Genomic DNA, 24,204 nt, shown 5'->3' with positions numbered 1-24,204 from the left:
TCGATTTTTCGCGGCGACGCTCAGCCGCCGCTCGCTCGCTCCTGTAGAGTAGGGCGGGCCGGGGTCGTTTCGAGGCGGAGCGGCTCGCGGCGGCTCCGCGCCGCGTCGGGGCGCGGAGCCGCCGCCAGCGTCACGGCACGCGGTAGCCGTGGCGCAGGACGGGGAAGAAGCCGAGGTAGAGGTCCGAGCTCCCCGAGACCGCCCCGATGGCCGGCCACTGGATGTCGGTCCGCATGCCGCCGAGCTCGGCGACCTGGCCGCGCAGGAGGTGGCGATAGAAGTGCACGTAATTCACCTCGCCGTTGGAGCCGTCGTAATAGCCGTGCTGATGGCCGCCGTGCAGGCCGTCGATGCCGTTGTAGAAGTGCAGCGCGTTTTCGTTGTAATCCTCGTAGTTGTGCATCACCTCGTGAAGGAACTCGGCGTTCAGGAGGTCCGGCTTCCCCGTGGTGTAGCTGGTCGAAAACCCGACGTTCGTGCCGTCGAACGCCCACACGATGTTGCACACGTCATCGACCCAGGAGCCGTCGGCCCGGTGCTGCGAGAAGAAATACACGATCATGTCGTACTGGCTGGCCAGGTGCGCGGTCCCGGCCTCCGCCAGAAAGCGCGTGGTGTCCCACCCGTCGTGTGTCTGCTCGTAGATCGGCACGTCCTCGATGGTGGGCAGGACCTCGAACTCCCAGGTCGCGAGCCCGTAGGACAGCGGCCGGAACCATCGATCGTTGGTCTCCTCGGCCTGCGCCACGAGCTCATCGACGTCCTCGTCGAAGAGCACGCCCGTGTTCGACGCGTCCGGCCCGCCCAGCGAGGAGACGTAGTTGATGCTGTTCCGGATGGGCAGGATCGCGATGCGCGTCACCTCCTGGATCCCGAGCGGCGCGCTCGCCGTGGCGTTGACGTTCACGGGCGAGGAGCCGACGGTCACGTCCTGCTCGTAGAACGAGCCGGTGTAGTCGGCCGGCGGCAGCTCGCTGCCAATCCCGACGCCGATCGTGTAATCGCCCGGCGGGAGCGAGAGGGTGGTGGGCGTGGTCCGACCGGTGAAGACGTCGTTCACGTACACCTCGCCGGGCGTCGCGCCTTGAGCCGTCACGGTGACGGGCTGGAACGCGGGCCGGTTCGGGGTGCTCACGGAGAACGTCCGATCCCACACGATCCCCTGCCACACGTCCGACCCGTTGCACAGCGTCGCCGGGCACGACTCGCTCACGACGAGCGCGTCGTCCACCCAGAGCTCGACGCCGGCGCTCGCCGGGCCTCCGGTGTTGAGCAGCTGAACGCGGAGATCGTTGGCGCCGCTCCCGAACCAGTCGCTCACGTCGATGCGCTGGCCAAGGTCCGACTCGCCGAAGTGGAACATCCTCCGCTGGATGCCGCCGACCGAGACGGCGATCCGATCGTCGGCGCCCGAGACGCGCAGCTCCACCTTCGAGGGACCGCCAGACGTGCCGCCCACGAAGCGCAGGTTGTCAATCAGGTAGTCGACGGTCGTGTGCGGGACGTTCAGGGCGATCTTGAACGTCAGATCGCTGTAGGTCTGTTGCAGGGCGGTGACGACGTTCGCCGGTACGCTGAACGAGAGCGGTGCGTACGTGCCCGCGGCGAGCCCGGCGAGGCTCACCTGGCCCAGGTAGGCGCTGTGGACGCCGCGGGACGGGATATCGATATAGAGCTGCGCGGTGCCGAAGGCGGGCGAGACCGGCGGCTTCAGGTCGAAGGCGAGGGTCGATGTCACGCCCGACACGGTCGAGAGCGGCGCGGACCGGAGCTCCGCGAAGTTGAAGCTCCGCAGCGCGAGCGCGGAGGCGCCCTGCGAGCTGTCGGCGCTCGCGCTCTTCGTGGCGCCGATCACCGTCCAGTCGGCGGGGCTCTCGAACCCGAGCACCGACGCCGGGGTCGTGAGGGCCTGCCCCACCTGATCGATAAGCTGCTCGTCCGCGTCGGGCGCCTGCGCGCAGGCGCCGAGCACGAGGGCGCATGAGGTCGTTATCATGAAGCTTACACGTCGCATGAAATGATCTCCTTCGTGGGATTGACGGACCGCCGCTCGCCTCCCCCATCTCTGGAGACGGCGAGCCGGACAGCCCCTCGCTGACTCGCCGGCGATGCGTGGATACGTCGCGGGAGCGCGTGCGATGCTTGGCGCGGGAGCCAAGCCGCGCGGCGCGCCCGCCGCGGCGAGCCGGGTGGCAGCGATCGTTACTCCAACGCGCCACGTAGACCGGAGCGGCCGCGGGCGGCCGCATGGCGTCCGCCTCGGCCAGCGATGGTCCGTGGCGCGTCGTTCGATGCTGCTACGCGGTGCGCGCGGGACGGTTTCGCGACCCTCTCACGCGGCTGCGCGATCGTGGCCACGTGGGCCACGCTACCCGGACGCGCCGCGCCTCTGCGCCGCCCTCTGCCGCCACTCCGGCAAGCGGACGACCAAGAGCGCGATCCCCGGGAGCAGCACGATCCCCGCGAAGAGCAGCAGCACCGACGTGAACCGCGCGGCGGACGCCCCCATCGCCGCGTAGGTGGCCGAGATGCCCAGGTTGGCCAGGGCCGTCACCGTGAAGAACGCGCGGAGCGGCATGCGGCCCGCGCCCGCGAAGACGACCGACGCCTCCGAGAGCACCGGTACGCCGCGGAACAGGAGCAGGAACCAGGGCCCGTGCCGCTCGGCGGCGCGCGTGAGCCGCGCGAGCTCCGACGCCCCCACCATCCGCTGCAAGGCCGGCGCCCCCGCCCGCGCGCCGAGCACGTAGCCGAGCCCCGCGCCCGCCATCATGCCCGCCCACGACACGGCCGTTCCGCGCCAGAACCCGAGCAGGCCGCCCGCCGCCGTGCTCACGAAGCTGGATGGCACCGGCAAGACCACATCGCTCGCCAAGAGCCCCCCGAGCACCAGCGCCGCGGCGACGCCGGAGGGCGGCGACGCGAGGAGCGCTCGCGCCGCCGCCTCGATGCGGTCCGCGAAGAAGAAGAAGGGCACGAGGATGGCCAGGAGGAGCACGCAGGAAAAACCGGCCCACCCCAGCCAGGAGCGCCGCGAGCGCGCCGGAGCGCCGGGGAGGTGGGTGCCCCCGGGAGGCGGGGTCGATGCAGGGGAAGGTGGCATGCGGGCTCGGATCCGGTGAGAGATCGGCGCGCCGCGAGGGGCTGGCCGGCCTGCGGCCGAGTATAGGCCTCCGGACCCGAGCGGCATAAGCTCCATGACGCCCGCGGACCGGGGCTCCCCGGCGCCGGGCGATCGCGCTGTTTCGCGCGATCTCGACAGAGCAGGAGAAACTTAGCATGACCGCCCCTGACGACCTGCGCGCCGCCGTCGGCGCCCATGACCTCTACCACCCAAGCCACGCGGCCGATCCGTACCCGTTCTATGCGCAGGCCCGGCGCGGCGCCCCCGTCTTCTTCAATGCGTCGGCGAACAGCTGGTTCGTCACGCGCCCCGAGGACGTCCTGACGGCGCTCCGCGATACGGAGCGCTTCTCGTCGGAGCACATGATGAAGCCGAGGACCCCGCTGGCGCCCGAAGTGGTCGCCCTGCTCGGGGACCCGAACGCCCGGCTGCCGACGATGCTCACCACCGATCCGCCCGATCATACGCGGCTGCGGGGCCTCGTCAGCAAGGGGTTCACGCCTCAGCGGGTCGCCGCGATGGAGCCGCAGCTCCGCGCCATCGCCGACGAGCTGATCGGCGGGTTCGCCGCCGAGGGCCGGGCGGATCTGATCCAGCGGTTCGCGTTCCCGTTCACCGCGTTCGTGATCGGCGACATGCTCGGCATGCCGCGCGCCGACATCGCCCGGCTCAAGCGCTGGTCCGACGACTGGATCCGGCTGGTCTGGAACGCGGAGCCGACGGAGCGGATGGTCGAGGCGGCGAAGGGGCTGCTCGCGTTCCAGCGCTATTTCGCCGAGGTGATCGCGGAGCGCCGGCGGAGCCCGGGCGACGATCTGCTCTCGGCGGTGATCCGGGCGCACCTCGACGACGGCGCGCAGCTCAGCGAGGAGGAGCTGATCGCCCTGCCCATGCAGCTGATCATGGCCGGGCACGAGACGACGCTCCACCTCATCGGCAACGTGCTGGTGCTGCTGCTGGAGCGCCCAGCGCACCTCGCCGCCGTGCGCGAGGATCCGGCGCGGATCGGCGATGTCATCGAGGAGACGCTGCGGCTCGACGGGCCGCTCCTCTGGGTCGGGCGGCACACGACGACGGAGGTCGAGCTGGGCGGGGTGAAGCTGCCGGCGGGCGCGAGCGTCCAGCTCGCGGTCTGCTCGGCCAACCACGACGAGGGCCTCTTCAGCGAGCCGACGGACTTCAACCCCTGCCGGGCGAACGCCGATCGGCACTTCAGCTTCGGCCGGGGCGCCCACTTCTGCCTGGGCGCGCCGCTCGCGCGGCTGGAGGGCCGCGTCGCGATCGAGCAGCTGCTCGCGCGGCTGCCGAACCTGCGCCTCGATCCGGATCACCCGCCGGTGCGGGCCGCGGCGATCGGGTTCCGGGGCTTCGATCACCTGGCCGCGCGCTGGGACGCAACGCCCGTCTGAGAGCCGTTTTCCGTCTCGACGGCGGTGACGCGGTGACCTCAGCCGCTCGGCCGGTCGGCGCTCCGGAGGAGCCGGTACCAGGCGAGCATCCGGGGGAGGCCCTGCTCGAGCGAGGTCGTCGGCGCGTACCCGAGCTCCCTCGACGCCTTGGTGATGTCCGGGCAGCGGCGGTTCGGGTCGCCCACCGGATACCCCTCCGGATAGCCCGCGAGCGCGATGTCGAGCGGCTCGCCGACGGCCTGCTCGACCTTCTTCGCCAGATCGCGCATGGTGATCTCCTCGGCGTCGGAGCCGATGTTGTAGACCTCGCCGGGGCGGCCGAGCAGCAGCACCCGCAGGAAGCCGTTCACCGCGTCGGTCGCATAGCAGAACGTGCGCGTCTGCGCCCCGCCGCGGTGGATCTCGATGGGCCGCCGGTCGAGCGCGGCGTTCAGGAAGCTCGGCAGCACGCGGGAGTCGTCGCGCCGCATCCCCGGGCCGTAGACGTTGAAGGGGCGAACGACCGTGACCGGGACGCCGAACTGGCGGTGATAGACCATCGCGAGGGTCTCGCCGAGGCGCTTCGACTCGTCGTAGCAGGCGCGGAGCCCCGTGGGCGAGACGCGCCCGGGGTAGTCCTCCGGCGTGGGGATGAACGCGGGATCCGGATCGCCGTAGATCTCGCTCGAGCTGAAATACAGCACCGCCTCGGGGCGCGCGCGGCGCGCGAGATCGAGGACGTTGCGGATGCCGTCGACCGCCACCGTAATGGTCTCGAGCGGGTACCGGGCGTAGTACACCGGAGACGCGATGCCGGCGCCGTGAAGGATGAAGTCGGGCCTGATGTCGCGCAGGTACGGCTTCGTCACGTCGTGCGTCTCGAAGACGAGGTTCGGGTCGCCGAGGTCGAAGAAGCCGCTCTCCTTCGTCCCGGTGATGAGGTTGTCGAGCGCGACGATCTGCGCGGGCCGGCGGAACCGGCTGCGGTTGAGCTCCTGGAGGACGCCGACGATGTAGCTCCCGATGAACCCGGCCGCCCCGGTGATGAGCACCGTCTTCCCCTCGAACCGGAGCGCGATGTCGCCGAGCATGCCCGAGAGGCTCCGCAGCTCGTCCTCGATGAGCCGATCCATGTCGCTCGCTCCCTTACCCGATGACGGTCGGAGTTGGAACCGGGACGATGAGCTCGCCGCCGCTTTCCGCGAACGCGCGCTGGCTCTCCATCACGGGCCGCGCGAAGCTCCAGCTGCACGAACCCGCAGCCGGCGCAGCGCGCCACCGAGAGCGGAGAGCGGCGCTCGGCGGCGAACGCCTCCTCGCGGAGGAACGCGTCCGCCGGCGGCTGCTCGCCGAGATCGAGGAACGGCACCAGGTGAGCGCCCTTGCAGAGGCGACAGCCGTGCTTTCCGTCAACATGAGCCCTTCATGGTGCCACGGTCGATAGTTAGGTAGTCACACTAACCAGCGTTGCGGCGCCCCGGCGCGCACGGCGTCCGGCGGCGACTTGACGTACCTCGCGCCCCCCTCGCGTCGGGCGCCGCGCGAGGCATTGTAGTCGGGACGTGCAGATTGCCACGGCGCAGGGCGCCGGCCCGCGAGGAAAGTGCCGACCCGGCCGAGGCGTGGCGCCGCGGGCGCGTGTCGGGCGTGTCCGGCGCCGCGTCTCAGGAATTAACGTTAGAATATAAACGCCACGCCCGAAGCGTGATAAGGAGGCGCCGTGTCCGACCAGCTCAGCTCGGATCTCGCATCGCTCCGGATCCAGCGGGACGTCGATCCCGATCGGCGGAGCCCGCTCCGCACCGCCCTCGTCGCCGTGCTCGCGCTCGCGGCGGTCGCCGGCGCCGCCGTGTTCGTCGCGCCGAGGGCGCAGAGCGCGATCTTCAAGACCGAGGTCGCCACCACCGAGGTCGCGCTGGTCTCGCCGGCGCAGGCCTCGATCTCGGTGACGTCGACCGGGTATGTGGTCCCGCAGGTCGTCTCCCGGGTCGGGGTCAGGATCCCGGGCCGCATCGCCCGGGTGTTTGTGAAGGAAGGCGACGTGGTGAAGGCGGGCGATCCGCTCGTGGAGCTCGAGGACGCCGACCAGCGGAGCCTCGTCGCCGCGGCCCAGGCCAAGGTCGCCGCGGCGCGGGCGCGCGCCGCCGCCTCCCGGGCGAGCATCGCCGAGGTGGAGCAGCAGGTCGCTCGAGAGCGGGCGCTGGTCGAGCGCCAGGTGACCGGCCGCGCCTCGATGGAGGACCTGACCGCGCGCATGAACGCCCTCGCGCAGTCGGCGGCGGCGGCCGACGCCGAGGTCAAGGCCGCCGCCGCCGACGTCGAGAGCCTCCGGGTCACGCTCGCCGAGCGGAAGATCGTCGCGCCGATCAGCGGCACGATCATGACGAAGCCGCCGGAGGTCGGGGAGGTCGTCGGCCTGGAGCTGCCGCGCCTCGTCGAGATCGCCGATTTCACGTCGCTCGTCGTCGAGACCGACGTCCCGGAGACGCGCCTTTACCTCATCGAGCCCGGCAAGCCGTGCGAGGTGGTCCTCGACGCTTATCCGTCGAAGCGCCACCGCTGCACCACGCTGGAGATCGGCAAGCGGGTGAACCGCGCCAAGGCGACCATCCCGGTCAAGGTGAAGTTCGTCGGGGAGGCGAAGGAGGCGCTGCCGGAGATGAGCGCGCGGGTGAGCTTCCTCGCGGAGGCGCTGTCCGAAGAGGCGATGAAGGAGCCGCCGAAGCGGGTCGTCCCGGAGGCCGCGGTGGTCGAGCGGGCCGGCGCCAAGGTGGTGTTCGTGGTCGACCAGGGCCAGACGCGGATGGTGCCGATCCAGGTGGGTGGGCCGGCGCCGGGGGGGCTGGAGCTGCTCGACGGCCCGGCCCCGGGGGCGCGCCTCGTGGTCAGGCCGCCCGCCGACCTCGCGGACGGCCAGAAGATCAAGGAGAAGGGAAAGGGGAGCGAATGACCGAGGGGTATCGCGACGGGAAGCCGAAGCCCATTGTCGAGCTGCAAGGGGTCGGCAAGACCTATTTCCGCGACAAGGAGCCGATCGTGGTGCTCGACGACATCACGCTCGATATCCCGGAGGGGTCGTACGAGGCGCTGATGGGTCCCTCGGGCTCGGGCAAGTCGACGCTCCTGAACCTCATCGCCGGGCTCGATCGCCCGACGCGCGGCACGGCGCGCGTGGCGGGGCAGGAGCTCACGCGGATGAGCGACGGCGAGCTGGCGCGCTTCCGGTCGAGGACGATGGGGTTCATCTTCCAGGCGTACAACCTGATGCCGGTCCTCACCGCGGCCGAGAACGTCGAGCTGCCGCTCCTGCTCACGGGCCTGTCGGCGTCCGAGCGGCGGAAGCGCGCGCAGACGGCGCTGCGCGTGGTCGGGCTGGAGGAGCGGATGGGCCATTATCCGCGGCAGCTCTCCGGCGGCCAGGAGCAGCGGGTGGCGATCGCGCGGGCGATCGTGAACGACCCGACGATCATCGTGGCGGACGAGCCGACCGGCGATCTCGATCGGAAGAGCGCCGACGAGATCCTGACGCTCCTGGAGAAGCTCAACAAGGAGTTCAAGAAGACCATCCTGATGGTCACGCACGATCCGCAGGCCGCCGAGCGCGCCACGGTGACGCGCCGGCTCGACAAGGGGAACCTGTCATGAACCTCGTCTCCGTCGCCGCCAGGAACGTCCTCCGGAACAAGTTCAGGACGCTGCTGACCGTGATCGGCGCGGCGGTGGCGGTGCTCGCGTTCGTGCTCCTCCGGACGGTGCTGACGGCGTGGAACGTCGCCGCCGACTACGCCGCGAAGGACCGGATCGCGACGCGGCACAAGATCTCGTTCATCCTCCCGCTGCCGAAGCGCTACATGACCACGCTCCGCGAGGTCCCCGGCGTGACGGAGGGGACGTTCATGAACTGGTTCGGCGGCAAGGATCCGCGCGACGCGAGCAATTTCTTCGGCTCGATGGCGGTCGAGTCGGCGACCTTCTTCAAGGTCTACGACGAGATGGCGGTCTCGCCCGCGGACATGGAGCGGTGGCAGGGCGATCGCAAGGGCGCCATCGTGGGCGACGTCCTCGCGACGCGGCTCGGCGTGAAGGTGGGCGACACGGTGACGCTGGAGGGGACGATCTACCCCGGGCCGTGGCAGTTCAACATCTCGGGGGTCTACACGACGTCGCGCAGGTCGATGGACCGGTCGCAGTTCATCTTCCATTACGATTATCTGAACGAGTCGATCCCCGAGCGGGATCGCGACCAGATCGGCTGGATGGCCGCGCGGATCGACGATCCGTCGCGGAGCGCGGAGATCAGCGCGGCGATCGACAAGGTCTTCGATGAGAAGGACATCCAGACGGCGACGATGAGCGAGCGGGCGATGAACCTGTCGTTCATGGCGATGATGTCGGCCGTGCTGACGGCGCTGAACGTGGTGTCCGTCATCATCCTCCTCATCATGATGATGATCCTCGGCAACACGATCGCGATGGGCGTCCGGGAGCGGACGCGGGAGTACGGCGTGCTGCGCGCGCTCGGGTTCGAGCCGAAGCACGTGCGGGTCTTCATCGTCGGGGAGGCGGCGACCATCGGGCTGCTGGCGGGGCTCGTGGGGCTCGCGATCGCCTATCCGCTCATCGAGCTCGGGATGGGCCGGTGGCTGGAGGAGAACATGGGCGGCATGTTCCCTTATTTCCGGATCGATCCTCTGACGATGGTGATGGCGGTGCTGCTCTCGATGGGGCTGTCGCTGGTCGCGTCGCTCCTGCCGGCGCACCAAGCCTCGAAGCTCTCGGTCACCGACGCGCTCCGGCGCGTGGCGTGAGCGAGCGACGTCGGAGCCTGTCCAGGACACCTGAAAGCGGGAGAGAGCGCTGATGATCCCCGTCGCTTACAACGTTCGGAATCTGGTGGTGCGCAAGACGACGACCGTCGCGACGGCGGCGGGGCTCGGCCTCGTTGTGTTCGTGTTCGCCTCGGTGCTCATGCTCGCGAACAGCGTGGAGCGCACGCTCGGGCGCACGGCGCGGAGCGACGTCGCGATCGTGATCCGGAAGGGATCGGACGTCGAGATGGCGAGCAGCGTCGAGGAGCAGCAGATCGGCTTGATCCTGGCGAGCGCCGAGGTGGCGAAGCGGCAGGACGGCAAGCCGGACGGGGCGGCGGAGGTCGTGGCGGTGATCCTCCTCGACAAGCTCGGCACGGACGGCGTCTCGAACGTCCAGGTGCGCGGCGTGCCCGATGACGTGCTCGCGTTCCGCTCGCAGGTGAAGATCGTCGAGGGCCGGCCGGCGCAGCCGGGCACGGACGAGGTGATCGTGGGGCAGGCGATCTACCGCCGCTTCAAGGGCCTGTCGATCGGCGAGTCGTTCGACCTCCGCAAGAACCGGCCGGTGAAGGTGGTGGGGGTGTTCTCGGACGGCGGCTCCTCGTCGGAGTCCGAGGTCTGGGCCGATCTGCACACGGCGCGAGCGGCGTTCGGCCGGGAGGGGAGCGTGTCGTCGGTGCGCGCGCGGCTCGCCTCGGAGAGCAAGTTCGACGCGTTCGAGGCGTCGATCGAGCAGAACCGGAGCCTCGGGCTCGAGGTGATGCGCGAGAGCGAGTATTACGAGAAGCAGTCCGAGGGGACGAGCATGTTCATCAAGGGGATGGGCGTGCTCATCGCGGTGTTCTTCTCGATCGGCGCGATGATCGGCGCGATGATCACGATGCACGCGTCGATCGCCAACCGGCAGCGCGAGATAGGCACGCTGCGGGCGCTCGGCTTCTCCCGGCTGAGCATCCTCACGTCGTTCCTGATCGAGTCGGTCCTCCTCGCGCTGATCGGCGGGGCGCTCGGCGTGCTCGCCGCGCTCGGGATGAGGTTCGTGCGGTTCTCGACGATCAATTTCGCGAGCTTCTCGGAGATCGTGTTCACGTTCGAGCCGACGCCGGGGATCCTGATCGCGTCGGTGCTGCTCGCCGTGATGATGGGCGTGCTCGGCGGCTTCTTCCCGGCGCTGCGCGCGGCGCGGATCAGCCCGATCCAGGCGATGCGGGGGTAGCTCGGGCGCGACCCGGGCGGCGGGGCGGCCGGGATTCCAGGCCGCGAGACGATCCTGGGGTACATGCAGGAGCACCCTTTCCTGGCGACCTGAGCGCGGGCGCGTTGCGAGGAGGGGAGAGGGGAGAGCGGGAGAGGGCCGAAGGGGGCGGCAAGGGCGATGTGTGTCGGCCGGGAACGGTGTCCTGGCCGAGGGGGCTCGTGCGCGGGTGGCCGGCGGCGTGCTCTACGTTCGCCCGGGGGGAACGGCATGCCCACGGTCACCAAGGCGATTTACGTGAACTTCGCGGCGGGGAGGAGCGCGGACCGGATGAATCGGCTTTCCTCCCTGGTTCAGCGGACGGAGCTGAACTCCCTGGTCATCGATGTCCGGTCGGATGGAGGAGCGCTCCTCCTGGATCGCGACGAGGCCACCAGGGCGAGGCTGGGAGCGCTTCGCGACGCCGGGATCTACCTCATCGCCCGGCTCGTCGCGTTCAAGGGAGGCCCGCGGGGCTGGTACGATCCAGGGTCGGAGGAGCGATGGCGAGAGATCGCGGAGATCTCGCTCCGTGCGTTCGAGGTCGGTTTCGACGAGGTGAATTACGATTACGTGCGCTATGGCGCGGCGCGCGAGCCGCGGTCGCGGACGCCGATCGAGGAGAGGGCGCCGACGATCCGCGCCTTCTTCGAGTTCCTTCGCGCGGAGGTCGGCGACGCGGCGTCGCGGCCGATCTCGGCGGATCTGTTCGGGATCACGCTCCTCGGGCCGCAGGACGTCGTGGGCCAGCGGCTGGAGGATGCGGTGGAGCTCTTCGATTACGTGATGCCGATGCCGTACCCGTCGCACTGGGGGCCCGGCAGCTTCGGGCTCGCGAACCCTGCCCATCACCCGTACGAGACCGTCCACGCGTCGCTGTCGGCCGGCTGGCGCAGGGTGGCAGATCTGCCGGGGCGGATCGCGCTGCTGCGCAGCTGGGTGCAGGCGTTCGACCTGGACAGCTCGCGTCCGATGCGGCGGTACAAATATACGCCATGGCATGTTCGGGAGCAGATCCGGGCGATCGAGGACGCCGGCTGCGCTGGCTATGCGGCGTGGAATCCCCGCAGCGCGTACGAGGAGAGGGCGTTCCTGCCAGGGGGGCAGCCCGACCCGGGTTGAGGCGAGGCGGGGGCAGAGCGCGTTCCTGCCAGGGGCGCAGCCCGACCCGGGTTGAGGCGAGGCGGGGGCAGAGCGCGTTCCTGCCAGGGGCGCAGCCCGACCCGGGTTGAGGCGAGGCGGGGGCAGCCCGACCCGGGTTGAGGCGAGGAGCGACCCGACCCGGGTTGAGGTAGCCGAGCGACCCGACCCGGGTTGAGGTAGCCGGAGCGACCCGACCCGGGTTGAGGTAGCCCGGGTTGAGGTAGCCCGGGTTGAGGTAGCCCGGGTTGAGGTAGCCCGGGTTGAGGTAGCCCGGGTTGAGGTAGCCCGGGTTGAGGTAGCCCGGGTTGAGGTAGCCCGAGGTAGCCGCGGCCGCGCATCAAATTGGCAAGCATGCTCCGCTGAAGTAATCAAGATAACAACCACAACAGCGGACGCGGCGGACACCTGGCGGTCGCCACCCCCCGCCACCCCCGCCACCTACAGAGCGTGCGAAGTTGTGGTGTGACGACCCCATTCAGCTTGCACAGGCCGACCCAGGGGGGCTCTCGCTGCGGCAGCCCGGGTCGGGTTGCACGGCTTGTGCCCGCCGCCGCCGCAGCCTATCGTGGACGCCGGCGATGCTGCTGGGACAGGACGCACTGAGGAATCTCTGTCGGGCACGCGACCTGCTTTCCGAGGTGCACGACGCGAAGCTGTCGATCGAAGACGTGGCCCGCGAGGTGGCGATCTCTCCCTATCACTTCATCCGGCAGTTCGAGGCCGTGTTCGGCGTGACCCCGCACCAGTATCGCATCCGGCAGCGCCTCGACCTGGCCAAGCAGCTCCTGGCCGCTGGGCGGCACTCCGTGACCGACGTGTGCATGGAGGTAGGATTCTCCAGCCTCGGCAGCTTCAGCGCTCTGTTCGCGCAACGCATCGGCATGCCGCCGTCGGCGTACCAGCGGCGGCTGCGCGCGATGGTCCAGGTGCCGGGGAAGCTCCCGTGGGAGCTCATCCCGGGGTGCCTCAGCCTGATGGGTCGCCTGCCGCCGGAGGCGTTTCGCAGTTTTCGAGAAGCCTGAGCCGGCCGGCCCTGGCAGAGTGGCCCAGAACCGTCAGCTCAGCGAGGCGAACGATGAAGATCAAGCTCAACAGCATCATGGTCGAGGACCAGGACCGAGCGCTGAAGTTCTACACGGAGGTGCTCGGCTTCAAGAAGAAGAACGACTTCCCCGTCGGGGAGTATCGATGGATCACCGTGGTCTCGCCGGACGGCCCCGACGACGTCGAGCTCGTGCTGGAGCCGAACGCCAACCCGGCGGCGAAGACGTTTCAGCAGGCGATGTTCGCCCAGGGCATCCCGCTCACCGCGTTCGAGGTGACCGACCTCCGTGCCGAGTTCGCGCGCCTCAAGGAGCGCCAGGTCGCGTTCACGCAGGAGCCCACGCCGATGGGCCCAGTCATGGTGGCGGTGTTCTCGGACACTTGCGGGAACCTGATCCAGCTCTATCAGCCGCTCTAGCTAACGCCGCTCTCCGGGCGTTCCAGCAGCAGAGCTCGCGGTCCGCCGCCGTTGCCTGGAGCGCGGTTCACGAGGCTCCGTATCCCTGCGTGGGGTTGCGCAGCGCGCCGCAGATCCCTCCGAGCGCCTCTCCCACCCGCGGTGTCCACCCGATGCGGCGCAGCTTGGCCGCATCGAGGGCGGCGTTCATGGCCAGGAAGCCCGCCATGAGCCCGTGCGCGGCCCGGGCCTCGGCGAGGCTCCACGAGCGCACGGGCACCCTGGCGACGTCTCCGATCGCCGAGATGAGGGTCGCCGTCGCCGTAGACCATGGGCACCAACCCACCAACCCGACCCAGGTTGGACCTGGCCCGGGTTGGACCCGACCCGGGTTGAGGTAGCTGGGCACCAACCCGACCCAGGTTGGACCCGACCCGGGTTGAGGTAGCACCAGCACCAGCACGACCCGGGTTGAGGTAGCAGAAGCAGAAGCAGACGGTAGCAAAGCGACGTAACAACAGCAGAGATAGCCGCAGCCAGGATAAATAAGGATGGCGGACACGGATAGCACCATGGCGCCGCCACCCACGGGGCCGAGATAACTCCTTGCAATCACTCGCGGCAAGTGTTGGCACGGCGTTTGTTAGTGCGCCTTCAACCATGAGCCAGCCCCGCGAGGTCACTCCCGGCGCCACGTACATGATCACTCGTCGCGTCCTGCGTCGACATCTGCTCTTCCGCCCCGACGCGGCGATCACTCAGCTCCTGAACTACGCCCTCGCGGTCTCCGCGCGGCGCTATGGCCTCCAGGTCCACGCGCTCTGCGCGATGTCGACGCATCTGCACTTGATCGTGACCGACGTGGCGGGCGTTTTGCCGCGCTTCCTGCAGTTCTTCCATCGCATCGTCGCGCTCGGCACGAAGGTGCTCCGCGCATGGGAAGGACCGGTGTGGGACCATGAGGCCCCGAGCGTGGTACGGCTGCTGACGCGCGCGGCCGTGGTGGAGAAGATCGCGTATATACTCGCGAATCCCGTGGCTGCTGGCCTCGTCCGACATGCGCGTGAGTGGCCGGGCGCCAAGGTGGATATGGATGCGCTCGGCCGCGGCGAGCTGCGCGCCGCGCGCCCCTCTGCGTATCTCGACCCGGACAACCCTCAGTGGCCCGAGGAAATTACGCTCCCGCTCTCGCTGCCGCCGGTCCTTGAACAGGACACCGCGGAGGCCTTCCGCCAAGAGGTCGCCGCCGAGCTCGGGCGACAGGAAGCACAGGCTCATGCGGATCTGCTGCGGCAGGGGCGCCGCTGCCTGGGCGCCGAGCGAGTCAGTAACGTCTCCCCCTACGCGCGTGCTACGAGCTTCGAGGCGCTGCGCGAATGCAATCCTACGTTCGCGGTCGGCCGCGAGCAGGGTGACGCTCGGCGCACCGCTGGTGCTGCTGTGCGGGCGTTTCGCGCGTCGTACCGCGCTGCGCTCGAACGCTGGCGCGCCGGTGTGCGCAGCGTCGTATTCCCGGCCGGGACGTGGTGGATGCGCGTGTTCCACGGTGTCATCGTGCCGGACGTCGTGCTCTCGGCATAGACGCGGTGCACGTGCGCGCGCGGGGAGCGGCCGCATCCTGGATTGGGCCGCCCAGCATCGTCGTCTGGCGACGCGGGTCGTCGCCGTGTCGCGGCGCAGCTGGCAGCCCGGCTCGGGCGACCGGCCACAGGTCGCCCCCTGCACCAGTCCACCGCCGCGATCCGCCTTCTGGTATGCTGGTGATCATGGCCAGCTCGAGGGTCAGGCAAGCGCACGGGAACGAGACCCGCGAGCTCATCGTCTCCACCGCGGAGCGGCTCTTCGCCGAGCAGGGAGTAGCGGCGGTCTCGAATCGTCAGGTGAGCGAGGCCGCAGGGCAGGCGAACAACTTCGCGGTCGGCTATCACTTCGGCACCAAGGCCGACCTCGTGCTCGCCATCGTCCGCCGCCATGCCTCGGCCATCGAGCGACGGCGCGCGGAGATGCTGGCGTCGATCAAGGGCTCGTCCGATCTGCGCGATTGGATCGGATGCCTGGTGCGGCCGCTCACCGAGCACCTCGCCTCGCTGGGCAGCCCGAGCTGGTATGCGCGCTTCATCGCCCAGGCGACGACCGACCCTGCCTTCCGCCGCATCGTGATCGACGAGACGGTCGCCTCGACGTCGATGCAGGAGACCATCGAAGGGCTGATCCGGCTCATGCCGGTCCTCCCGGAGGAGGTGCGCGCGGAGCGCGGCGACATGAGCCGGCAGCTCATCGTGCACATGTGCGCCGAGCGCGAGCGGGCCCTGCAAGCGGGCACCGCCACGCCGCGAGCGACGTGGGAGGCCGCCGCGGTCGGGCTGGTGGACGCCCTCGTCGGGCTGTGGCGTGCCCCGTTCACCCCCACGACGTGATCCACGGAGCTGGCACGACAGCCCAGGAAAGCGAGGGCTCGATACGCGCGCATCGTGCACCTCGCCGCGCACCGCAGAGCAGGCCAGCACCCCCAGCTCGCGCCGAACGTGCTTACCGGCGGCGCGACGGCAACGTGGCCCTGCTCCACGAGGCGCCCCCGGAGGAGCTCCACGCCGCCATCCCGGCGCCGCGATGAGGCTCGAAGCGCGCAAGAACACCCCTCGGCGCGTCAGCGGCCGTCGCCTCCCCGCCGGCGGCCGCGCGGCGCCGCCCGCACCTCCCCGAGCGCCGCGCCGGCAGAGACCGCGGCGCCATTGTTCGGATCTTTGATTCAATGCTGTGAGGAAGATGCAGATTCTCTTGGTTGTCCTACGCGCATACGCTGAACCACGCGGGCCGCGCGAGCGGCTTGTACCGCGGCGGAGGCACTCCGCAGCGCGTACCACCTTTCGTGGAGGCGGACTGTATGCGTGAGGAGACGAGACGGGCAGCATTGCGTGCGGCGGCGAGGGTCGCGCTGGGAGCGCTGGCCTATGGCACCTCGGTCGGCTGCGGCGGGCATATCACCACCGGCGGGCAGTCATCGGATCTGGATCCCGACGAGCATCTCGCGCCGGACGCGCCGGGATCGCCGGAAGCGCCGGACGACGCGGCTCCGGCCGGAGAGGACGCCGGCGACGGCGGGGCAGCGCCGACACCCGAGGAGCCCGCGCCCGGCTGCACGCCCGCGGAAGGCGATCCCGACTGCTCCGAGGCCGTCCAACCGGAGCCGCCCGAGCTCGCGTGCGCCGAGCCGGCGAGCCTCGACGACGCGGAGGCCCGCCCTCGCGCGGAGCTCGAGTGCTGTCTCGGCTACACGGCAGAGCGCGCGCCCGACCCCGGGGCGGGCCTCTCCGAGCAGGACCTGGCCGCCCTCGCGGAAGACGCCTCCTTCGTGAACTGCTGCACGGCGTTGATCGTGGGCGTGGGCGCCCGCGCCATCTCGTACCGAGAGGCCGAGCCGGTCCGCAGCGTCTGCTGCTTCAGCGGCGTGGTCGCGCCCGAGCAGGAGCTCTATACCCAGACGTTCTGCACGCCGTGGGGCCCCCCGGTCCCGCCGGCGCTCGACGCCGACGCCGCGCCGGAGGTCGCATGAACGCCTCGCTGCTCGACGTCCGCGGCGAGGCGCGCGCCCGGGCCTTCGACGTGAGCGGGTATCCGGCGGCGCTGTTCCCCTCGGCGATCCGCACCTGGCGCGCGCGGATGGTGAACGAGCACGCGTCGTCGGCGGTGTTCGAGGCGCTCGCGCGTCAGCTCGCCGAGGCGGGCTTCCCGCCGGAGCTCGCCGACGCGTGCCGGGGCTTCGCCGCCGAGGAGCGCCGGCACGGGATCCTCTGCGGCGCCGTGGTGGAGGCCCTCGGCGGGACCGCGACCGCGAGCGTCCCGGAGCGACCGGAGTTCCCCCTGCACCGCGACGCGCCCCCCCGCGCCGCCGTGCTCCGCAACGTGATCCACATCTGCTGCATGAGCGAGACCGTGGCCGTGGCCTTGATCGGCGCCGAGCGGCTGGAGATGCCGCCCGGGCCGCTGCTCGAGCTGCTGACGCGCATCTACGCCGACGAGGTCGGGCACGCCCGCTTCGGCTGGCGCCTGCTCGAGCAGGTCGCGCCCGAGCTCTCCGCGGCGGAGCGGACGGCGGTCGAGCGATACCTCCCCGTCGCGTTCCGGCACCTCGTGCAGCACGAGCACGCGCACTTGCCGCCTCACGACGCTCCGCCGCAAGGCGAGCAGCTCGGGCTGTGCAGCGGCCTGAATGCGCGCGTGTTGCTCGACGAGACCATCGAGGAGGTCATCCGCCCCGGGCTCCGGCGCTACTTCGATTGCTGACCGCCCCCGGAAACCCCTCCTCATCGCAGGGATCCCCCCGGGTGACCCTCGCCGATCACCCGCGCTTCGGCCGCTTGCCGCGGGCCGCGGGCGCCTCGGTCTCCGCGGGCGCCAGGGTCTGCCGCGCCAGCTCGCGCGCGTAGGTGAGGCGGTCGGCCGGCGAGCCGAGCGCGCTCAGCCCCTCGTAGAGCCCCGCGAAGAACGCCGGGAAGAAGACCGCCGAGAGCGCGGCCACCACGCGGCGCGCCGCCGCCCGCTCCTCCAGCCCAGGCACCGCCGCCCGGACGAGATCGCGCAGGCGCGCCACCACCGGCGCGAAGAGCCTCGGGAAAGGACCGCTGTAGTCGTCGGCGTGAAACGCGTCGTGCAGGTGGGCCCGGCTCAGGTTCGGGTAGCGCAGGCAGCCCTCGAGGAGGTAGCCGAGCAGCCCGCTGAGCGCGTCCATCGGATCGTCGGGCATCCGGGCGAGGAACTCCTCGGTGTCCTCGAGCATGTGGCGAATCGACCCCTCGAGCGCCGCCGCGAGCAGCGCCTCCTTGGACCGGAAGTAGTAGTTCACCGCGGCGATGTTCACCTCCGCCGCGGCCGCGATCCTCCGCACCGTCGCCTGCCCGATGCCGTGCTTCTCGATCTGATCGATCGCGGCGACCACGAGCCGCTGGCGTGGATCGTCCGCGTGGGCAGGGCGGTCTCGGTCGCTCATACGCTTGTTTGAAACGCACCTTGACAACACTCCGCGCCGATGTCAATCACGTTAAACGTGTGTTTGAGTCGATTGATTTTTTTTCAGGCGCCGGAGATGCATCGATGATCGATCGACGGAGGTTCCTCACCCATACAGCGGTCGCGGGCAGCGGGTGATGCGATGAGGCCGGCCGATCGTGCCGCCGCGCGCTCCGCGGAGCAGCTTCGAGGAGGCACCTGCCGCCGGATCGCGCGGATCTCGCGGCTCTTCGCCCTCGCGGCGCTCCTGTGGGCCCTCGCGCCGGGCGCTGCCTGGGCCCAGCTCCCCGACCTCGCGGACCTGAGCGCGCAGTACATGCCGGGCGCCGCGCTCGAGGACCCACGCCCGACGCGGGCGCAGGTCACGTCGTACGAGGTGGGCGTCAACGTGCCCCTCCCTCTCGGAGAGAAGACGTTCCTGATCCCGGGGGCGGTGTACCACGTCGAAGCGGTCTCCTACGCCGACGCCTTGCCCGGCTTCGACCAGCTCCGGGCCTTTCACTCCGTCGATGTCCCCGTGCTGTTCGTCCAGCTGCTCCCCCGCGACTGGTCGCTCTCGCTGCGCGTCGCGCCGGGGCTCGCGGGCGACTTCGAGGGCCTCGACGGCGGGCTCGCCCGCATCAGCGCGCTCGGGCTCGTGACCCACGCGCTCTCGGAGCGGCTCGTGCTCGGGGGTGGAGCGCTCGCGTCGTTCAGCTTTGGCACGCTCCTCCCGCTGCCAGCCGCCTATGTCGACTGGACACCGACTCCGTACTTCCGCCTCGAGGCCTTCCTTCCTGGCTTCGCGGCGGCGAAGCTCCTGTTCTCGGATCGCGTCGAGATCGGCCTGCGCGCGGACCTGGCGGGGAACGCCTACGCGGTGCGCGACGCGCGCGTCGCGGGCGCCTGGCCCTGCGCCGCCCAGCCGGCCGACGACCCGGCGACCGAGCCGGACGAGCGGGTGGCGCGGCCCGATCGGTGCGTCGATCACATCGCCTATTCGGTCGCCACCGCGGGCGTGACGCTCGGCGTGCGCGCCTTCGGGACGGTGTGGCTGACCGCCCACGCGGGCCACAGCCTGTTCCGTCGCTTCGAGCCGATGAACGCCGACGACGACGGCATCCCCGGAGAGGGGCAGAGCATGCCGAACGTGCTCTTCTTCCGCGCCGGCGCGACGTGGCGTATCCCGAGGAGCTGAGGCGCGACGCCGCGGCGTGGGGGCGACGCGCACACCAGGCGCCCCCGGCGCCGGACCGTTGATGGCGGCTCGACCCCGGTGCATCCTCCGCCTCATGCGCCCGGGAGAGGTCATCGACAGCCGCTTCGAGATCGAGCGCGTCGCGGCCTCCGGCGGGATGGGGACGATCTACCGCGCCCTCGACCGGACCACCGGGGCGCCGGTCGCGCTGAAGCTCCTCGGCCAGCCCGACCGGAGCGCCTCCCACCGCTTCGAGCACGAGGCCCGCATCCTCGCCGAGCTCGATCACCCGAGGATCGTCCGCCACGTGGCCCACGGCGTCACCCCCGACGAGGTGCCGTACCTCGCCATGGAGTGGCTCGAAGGCGAGAGCCTCGCGCAGCGCCTCGCCCGGCAGAAGCTCGACCTCGAGGAGAGCGTCGCGGTGCTCCGCGCGACCGCCGAGGCGCTCGGGGCGGCGCACGCGCGGGGCATCGTCCACCGCGACATCAAGCCGGGCAACCTCCTGCTCGTCGGCGGCGAGGTCGCCGGCCTCAAGGTGCTCGACTTCGGCATCGCCCGGACGAAGCGCACCCTCGGCGCGCTGACGCGCACCGGCTCGGTGATGGGAACGCCGGGCTACATGGCCCCCGAGCAGGCCACCGGCGACCGCGACCGCCTCGACGCGCGGGCCGACATCTTCTCGCTCGGCGCCGTGGTCTTCGAGTGCCTCACGGGCAGGCCGGCGTTCCAGGGCCAGCACGTGATGGCCCTCCTCGCCAAGCTCCTCATGGAAGACCCGCCGCGCGTGCGGCACCTCCGCCCCGAGCTGCCGCAGGAGCTCGACGACTTCGTCGCCCGCATGCTCGCGAAGGACCCGGAGCAGCGGCCGCGCGACGGCTCGGCCGTGCTCGAGGCGCTCGACGCCCTCGAGCGCGACCCGAGCAGCGGCCTGGCCGCGCCGCCCGTGCTGTACGAGGCGATCACCACGGGCGAGCTCCGGCTGCTCTCGATGGTGGCCGCGAAGGAGCTGCACCCCGCCTCGTCCGACGGCTCGGCCAGCACCCTCGTCGCCGCCATGCCAGGAGACCTCACGCGCAAGCTCCACACGAGCGCGCAGCCGTTCGGCGCGCGCGTGGACGCGCTCGCCGACGGGACCATCGTGCTCTCGATCGCCGGCGTGGGCGACGCGGTCGAGCAGGCCGCGCGCGCGGCGCGGTGCGCCCTGAAGCTCGGACAGATCTTGCCCGACGCCTCGGTCGTGCTCGCGACCGGCCGCGCCGAGCACACCGGCAGCCTCCCGGTCGGGCCCGTCATGGACCGCGCGGCCTCGCTCCTCGCCCTCGCCGAGCTCGAGGCGCGGGCGCGTCCGGAACGGAAGCCCGATCCCGTGCGGATCGACGACGTCACCCGGGCGTTGCTCGACGCGCGCTTCGAGATCGAGGCGGCGCGGTCCGGCACGTTCTTCCTGCTGCACGAGCGGGAAGTCGGCCGGTCGGCGCGGACGCTCCTCGGCAAGCCGAGCCCCTACGTCGGCCGCGACCGGGAGCTCCGGAACCTGCGCGAGCTCCTGGAGGACAGCTTCAGCGGGCCCGAGCCCCGCGCCATCCTGATCACCGGGCCGCCGGGGATCGGCAAGTCCCGCCTGCGCCACGAGCTCATCGAGGTCCTGCGGGAGCGGCACCCCGAGATCACCGTCGCGGTCGGCCGCGGCGACTCGCTGAGCGCGGGGTCGCCGTTCTCGCTGCTCGGCTCCGCGCTCCGGGGCGCGGCCGGGATCACCGGGGGCGAGCCCGCGCCGGCGCAGCGCGAGCGGCTCCTCTCGCTGGTCGCGCGCGCCCCGGCGCTCGGGCCGGGCGACAGGACGCGGATCGCCGCCTTCCTCGGCGAGATCGTGGGCACGCCGTTCCCGAGCGAGGCCGACCCGAGGTTCCAGGAGGCGCGGCAGAGCCCGGCCCTGATGGCCGACCAGATCCCGCTCGCCTACCTCGACTTCATGGAGGCGGCGTGCGCGGCGGGGCCGTACCTGCTCGTGCTCGAGGACATCCAGTGGGGCGACGCGGCGTCGCTCAAGCTGATCGCGCGCGTCCTCCGGGAGCTCCGCGACCGGCCGTTCGCGGTGCTCTACGTGGCGCGCGTCGAGGTGCGCAAGGTCTTCCCCATCCTCTGGGAGGGCAGCGAGGTCCACGAGATGACGCTCGGCGCGCTCCCGCGCCGCGCCGCCGAGGAGCTCGTGCGGCAGATGCTCGGCGACGGCCTCCCGCCCGCGGAGGTCGCGCGCCTCGTCGAGCGCGCGAGCGGCAACGCCTTCTACCTCGAGGAGCTCATCCGGGCGGTCGCGGAGGGGCGCGCGGACCGGCTGCCGGAGACGATCCTGGGCATGGTGGAGGCGCGGCTCGAGGCGATCCCCCCGGAGGCGAGGCGGCTGCTCCGGGCGGCGAGCGTCTTCGGCGAGACGTTCTGGAAGCAGGGGGCGCTCGCCCTCCTGGGCGACGCCGGCGGCTCGACCCTCGCGGTGGACTGGTTGCCCTGGATGCTCCAGCGCGAGCTCCTCGAGCGGCGCGAGCAGAGCCGCTTCTCGGACCAGGAGGAGTACGCGTTCCGGCACGCGCTCATCCGCGACGGCTGCTACGCGATGCTCCCGGACCACGATCGCGCGCTCGGCCACAGGCTCGCGGCCGAGTGGCTCCTCCAGGCGGGGGAGCACGACGCCAAGGTGCTCGCCGAGCACTTCGAGCGGGGCGGCGAGCCGCGGCTGGCCGTGGAGTTCTACCTGCACGCGGCCGAGCAGGCGCTCGCCGGGAGCGACTCGGCCGCGGCGCGCGCGCTGGCGGAGCGGGGGCTCGCCCTGGGCGCGGAGCGGGACGTCGAGGCGGCGCTCCGCGGCATCCGCGAGGGGGCGACCAGCACGCTCCGCAAGGGCGGCGCCGCCCTCTCGTCCAGCTCGTGAGCGCTCAGGGCGACCGCTTCCGCGGCCGCGGGATTCCGTACGCGTCGATGCGGTTGATCAGCGTGCGCAGCGAGATGCCGAGGAGCTTCGCGGCGCGCGTCTGGTTGCCGGCGGACTGCTCGAGCGCCTCCAGGACGCGCTGGCGATCGACGGCCCTCATCTCGAGCCGCAGCCTCTCCATCTCCTCGGAGTGCGGCGTCGGCGTGGGGGGCTCCGCGGGGGATCCGGCGCCCTCGGCGCCCTCGCCCGGCGGCCCCCCGCGCGCCCGGGCGGCATCCCCGGCCGACGGCGGAGGAGCCGGCGGCGGCGTGGAGCCCCTCGGCGGCGGCGTGGAGCCCCGCGACGGCGGCGCGGGGCCGGCCGGCGGCGGTGGGGGAGCCGGCGGCGGCGTGGAGCCCCTCGACGGCGGCGCGGCGCTGCTCAGCGGCGCCGGTCCGCTCAGCGGCGGCGCGGAGCCGCTGCGCGGGCCCGCGCCCCCGCTCGCCAGGTGCGGCGGCAGATCGGCGGGCTCGACCGAATCCCCCGCGCACAGGACCGCCGCGCGCTCGATCACGTTGCGCAGCTCGCGCACGTTCCCCGGCCAGGCGTACGCCTCGAGGACGGCGAGCGCCTCCGGCGAGAGGCGGGGCGCGCTGCGCTGCTCCAGCTGCCGGCACGCCTCCTCGAGGAACCTGTCGGCGAGCGGGCCGATCTCGGCGACCCGCTCGCGCAGCGGCGGGACGACCAGCGAGATGCCGTTCAGCCGGAAGTAGAGGTCCTGCCGGAAGGCGCCGCGCGCGACCTCCGCCTCGAGATCGCGGTTGGTCGCCGCCACGAAGCGGAGATCGATCCGCCGGGGCGTGCGGCCTCCGATGCGGAGCACCTTCCGGTCCTCGAGGACGCGGAGCAGCTTCGCCTGGAAGGCGAGCGGCAGCTCGCCGATCTCGTCCAGGAAGAGCGTTCCGCCGTGGGCCGACTCGAGGAGCCCCGGGCGCGCCTGGCTCGCGCCCGTGAAGGCGCTCTTCTCGTGGCCGAAGAGCTCGCTCTCGAGGAGCGACGGCGGCAGCGCGGCGCAGTTCAGCTCGACGTAGGGGCCGCTGGCCCGCGGCGAGCGCGCGTGGAGGGTCCGGGCGAGCACCTCCTTGCCGACCCCCGTCTCGCCGAGGATGAGCACGCTGATGAGGCTCCGCGCGGCGCGGGCGGCCTGCTCGTACAGCGCGAGCATGGCCGGAGCCCGCACCACGACGCCCGCGGGCGCGCAGCAGTCGGGCGCCGCGGCGGCTTCCGCGGGCGCGCGGCCGACGACGATGGTCGTCGCGCCCAGGTTGAAGCGCTCGCCGATGCCGATCTCGGCGCTGTCCCGCGACAGGCGGCGCAGCCGGTGGGTCCGCGCCGTCATCCCCGGGAGCTGCTGCTCGCCGACGAAGGTGCCGTTGGCGCTCCCGAGATCCTCGATCCGGAGCGGCGGGCCGACGTGGAGGACGGCGTGCCGGCGCGAGACCGAGCGGTCCTCGATGCGCACGTCGCACCCCTCGTCGCGGCCGAGGACGACGCAGCCGCGGGGCGGCAGGGGGGCGAAGGCGATCGTGCTGCCCGCCACGATCGCGAGCCGGAAGGTCGCGCAGGAGCCCCGCGCATCGCCGCCGGGAAAACCTTCGTCCACGAACACATCCTACGCGGGGCCGCGCACCGAGCTGCACGAAGATCTGCACGAATCATGCAAATCCGTGCAGATCGTTCGGATCGTGCAGGCGGATGCACGACCCGCGCGCCGGTCGCCGGAGCGAACGGGCGCCACCGCCGCAAATTGCTGGGTTCGTCGCCCGGCACGCGTCCTGCTCTTCGCTCAGCGACCGCTGAGAGCGGCGATGGCGACCTCGATCCACAGCGCGCGGAGCGCCTCCGAGCGGCCTCTGCGGCGGCGCGGCTCGGCCCCCGCGGATCGCGGTTCGCCACCCCACGGATCAGGAG

At 71.5% G+C, this 24,204-nt stretch carries 20 protein-coding genes and 2 pseudogenes; 14 read left to right on the top strand and 8 right to left on the bottom strand.

The genetic code is table 11. The features are described 5' to 3' along the window. Positions 1-130: 130 nt before the first annotated feature. Both WMF20_RS38370 and WMF20_RS38365 read right to left on the bottom strand, forming a co-directional pair. Positions 131-2,014, bottom strand: coding sequence for a hypothetical protein (locus WMF20_RS38370; RefSeq protein ID WP_437606728.1), 1,884 nt, complete (start codon positions 2,012-2,014; stop codon positions 131-133). Between the two features lie 354 nt (positions 2,015-2,368). Then, entirely contained in the window at positions 2,369-2,998 is a 630-nt protein-coding gene (locus tag WMF20_RS38365; protein ID WP_437606727.1) for a TVP38/TMEM64 family protein, read from the bottom strand. Positions 2,999-3,279: 281 nt separating this feature from the next. On the opposite strand from WMF20_RS38365, the gene WMF20_RS38360 reads away from it, so the two are divergent. After that, entirely contained in the window at positions 3,280-4,533 is a 1,254-nt protein-coding gene (locus tag WMF20_RS38360) for a cytochrome P450 (RefSeq protein ID WP_437606726.1), read from the top strand. Between the two features lie 38 nt (positions 4,534-4,571). Here the strand turns inward: WMF20_RS38360 and WMF20_RS38355 are convergent, their stop codons facing one another. Both WMF20_RS38355 and WMF20_RS38350 read right to left on the bottom strand, forming a co-directional pair. Beyond that, positions 4,572-5,645, bottom strand: a complete 1,074-nt coding sequence (locus WMF20_RS38355) for an NAD-dependent epimerase/dehydratase family protein (protein WP_437606725.1) — start codon at positions 5,643-5,645, stop codon at positions 4,572-4,574. A 158-nt stretch (positions 5,646-5,803) separates the two neighbouring features. Continuing rightward, positions 5,804-5,881: pseudogene (locus WMF20_RS38350) on the bottom strand (hypothetical protein); the annotation flags it as partial. 351 nt (positions 5,882-6,232) lie between these two features. Here WMF20_RS38350 and WMF20_RS38345 point away from each other — a divergent pair. From WMF20_RS38345 to WMF20_RS38325, 5 genes are all read left to right on the top strand, one after another. Further along, a complete protein-coding gene (locus WMF20_RS38345) occupies positions 6,233-7,462 on the top strand; it encodes an efflux RND transporter periplasmic adaptor subunit (RefSeq protein ID WP_129578920.1) in 1,230 nt (409 codons plus the stop codon). After that, on the top strand, positions 7,459-8,157 hold the full coding sequence (locus tag WMF20_RS38340; RefSeq protein WP_129578919.1) for an ABC transporter ATP-binding protein: 699 nt from the start codon (positions 7,459-7,461) through the stop codon (positions 8,155-8,157). Before WMF20_RS38345 ends, WMF20_RS38340 begins: the two co-directional genes overlap by 4 nt. Continuing rightward, on the top strand, positions 8,154-9,320 hold the full coding sequence (locus tag WMF20_RS38335) for an ABC transporter permease (protein WP_437606724.1): 1,167 nt from the start codon (positions 8,154-8,156) through the stop codon (positions 9,318-9,320). The genes WMF20_RS38340 and WMF20_RS38335 overlap by 4 nt, the downstream gene beginning before the upstream one ends. Before the next feature lie 52 nt (positions 9,321-9,372). Next, on the top strand, positions 9,373-10,539 hold the full coding sequence (locus tag WMF20_RS38330; RefSeq protein ID WP_437606723.1) for an ABC transporter permease: 1,167 nt from the start codon (positions 9,373-9,375) through the stop codon (positions 10,537-10,539). Between the two features lie 249 nt (positions 10,540-10,788). Further along, positions 10,789-11,679 (top strand): putative glycoside hydrolase, encoded by an 891-nt coding sequence (locus tag WMF20_RS38325; protein ID WP_437606722.1) that lies wholly within the window; start codon positions 10,789-10,791, stop codon positions 11,677-11,679. A gap of 226 nt (positions 11,680-11,905) precedes the next feature. On the opposite strand, the pseudogene WMF20_RS38320 reads toward WMF20_RS38325, so the two are convergent. Then, positions 11,906-11,995 (bottom strand): annotated as a pseudogene (locus WMF20_RS38320) (hypothetical protein); the annotation flags it as partial. Positions 11,996-12,278: 283 nt separating this feature from the next. On the opposite strand from WMF20_RS38320, the gene WMF20_RS38315 reads away from it, so the two are divergent. Beyond that, positions 12,279-12,722, top strand: a complete 444-nt coding sequence (locus WMF20_RS38315) for a helix-turn-helix transcriptional regulator (RefSeq protein WP_437606721.1) — start codon at positions 12,279-12,281, stop codon at positions 12,720-12,722. A 53-nt stretch (positions 12,723-12,775) separates the two neighbouring features. Continuing rightward, complete coding sequence (locus WMF20_RS38310) at positions 12,776-13,162, top strand: VOC family protein (RefSeq protein ID WP_437606720.1); 387 nt, start codon at positions 12,776-12,778, stop codon at positions 13,160-13,162. 67 nt (positions 13,163-13,229) lie between these two features. Here the strand turns inward: WMF20_RS38310 and WMF20_RS38305 are convergent, their stop codons facing one another. Next, entirely contained in the window at positions 13,230-13,415 is a 186-nt protein-coding gene (locus tag WMF20_RS38305; RefSeq protein ID WP_437606719.1) for a hypothetical protein, read from the bottom strand. A gap of 386 nt (positions 13,416-13,801) precedes the next feature. Between WMF20_RS38305 and WMF20_RS38300 the strand changes: the two genes are divergently transcribed. The 4 genes from WMF20_RS38300 to WMF20_RS38285 all read left to right on the top strand — a co-directional run bounded on the left by WMF20_RS38300 (position 13,802) and on the right by WMF20_RS38285 (position 17,425). Continuing rightward, positions 13,802-14,722 carry a transposase gene (locus WMF20_RS38300; RefSeq protein WP_437606718.1) on the top strand — a complete coding sequence of 307 codons (921 nt, stop codon included), beginning with the start codon at positions 13,802-13,804 and terminating at the stop codon, positions 14,720-14,722. A gap of 185 nt (positions 14,723-14,907) precedes the next feature. Then, positions 14,908-15,558 carry a TetR/AcrR family transcriptional regulator gene (locus WMF20_RS38295; RefSeq protein ID WP_437606717.1) on the top strand — a complete coding sequence of 217 codons (651 nt, stop codon included), beginning with the start codon at positions 14,908-14,910 and terminating at the stop codon, positions 15,556-15,558. A 467-nt stretch (positions 15,559-16,025) separates the two neighbouring features. Continuing rightward, positions 16,026-16,694: a hypothetical protein gene (locus WMF20_RS38290; RefSeq protein ID WP_437606716.1), complete on the top strand. Its 669-nt coding sequence runs from the start codon at positions 16,026-16,028 to the stop codon at positions 16,692-16,694. Next, positions 16,691-17,425 carry a ferritin-like domain-containing protein gene (locus tag WMF20_RS38285; protein ID WP_437606715.1) on the top strand — a complete coding sequence of 245 codons (735 nt, stop codon included), beginning with the start codon at positions 16,691-16,693 and terminating at the stop codon, positions 17,423-17,425. Before WMF20_RS38290 ends, WMF20_RS38285 begins: the two co-directional genes overlap by 4 nt. 55 nt (positions 17,426-17,480) lie before the next feature. Here WMF20_RS38285 and WMF20_RS38280 read toward each other — a convergent pair whose 3' ends face one another. Then, a complete protein-coding gene (locus tag WMF20_RS38280; protein ID WP_129578908.1) occupies positions 17,481-18,128 on the bottom strand; it encodes a TetR/AcrR family transcriptional regulator in 648 nt (215 codons plus the stop codon). Positions 18,129-18,290: 162 nt separating this feature from the next. Here WMF20_RS38280 and WMF20_RS38275 point away from each other — a divergent pair, with 162 nt between their 5' ends. Together WMF20_RS38275 and WMF20_RS38270 are read left to right on the top strand one after the other, a co-directional pair. Next, entirely contained in the window at positions 18,291-19,325 is a 1,035-nt protein-coding gene (locus WMF20_RS38275) for a DUF6268 family outer membrane beta-barrel protein (protein WP_437606714.1), read from the top strand. 94 nt (positions 19,326-19,419) lie between these two features. Then, entirely contained in the window at positions 19,420-22,254 is a 2,835-nt protein-coding gene (locus WMF20_RS38270) for a serine/threonine-protein kinase (protein WP_437606713.1), read from the top strand. A 4-nt stretch (positions 22,255-22,258) separates the two neighbouring features. Here the strand turns inward: WMF20_RS38270 and WMF20_RS38265 are convergent, their stop codons facing one another. Continuing rightward, complete coding sequence (locus tag WMF20_RS38265; RefSeq protein WP_437606712.1) at positions 22,259-23,896, bottom strand: sigma 54-interacting transcriptional regulator; 1,638 nt, start codon at positions 23,894-23,896, stop codon at positions 22,259-22,261. Between the last annotated feature and the right edge of the window lie 308 nt (positions 23,897-24,204).

Origin of the sequence: Sorangium sp. So ce834, assembly GCF_051521425.1 — a bacterium.
In the GTDB taxonomy this organism is placed as follows: domain Bacteria; phylum Myxococcota_A; class Polyangia; order Polyangiales; family Polyangiaceae; genus Sorangium; species Sorangium cellulosum_D.
This window is presented reverse-complemented; position numbering and strand designations above follow the sequence as displayed.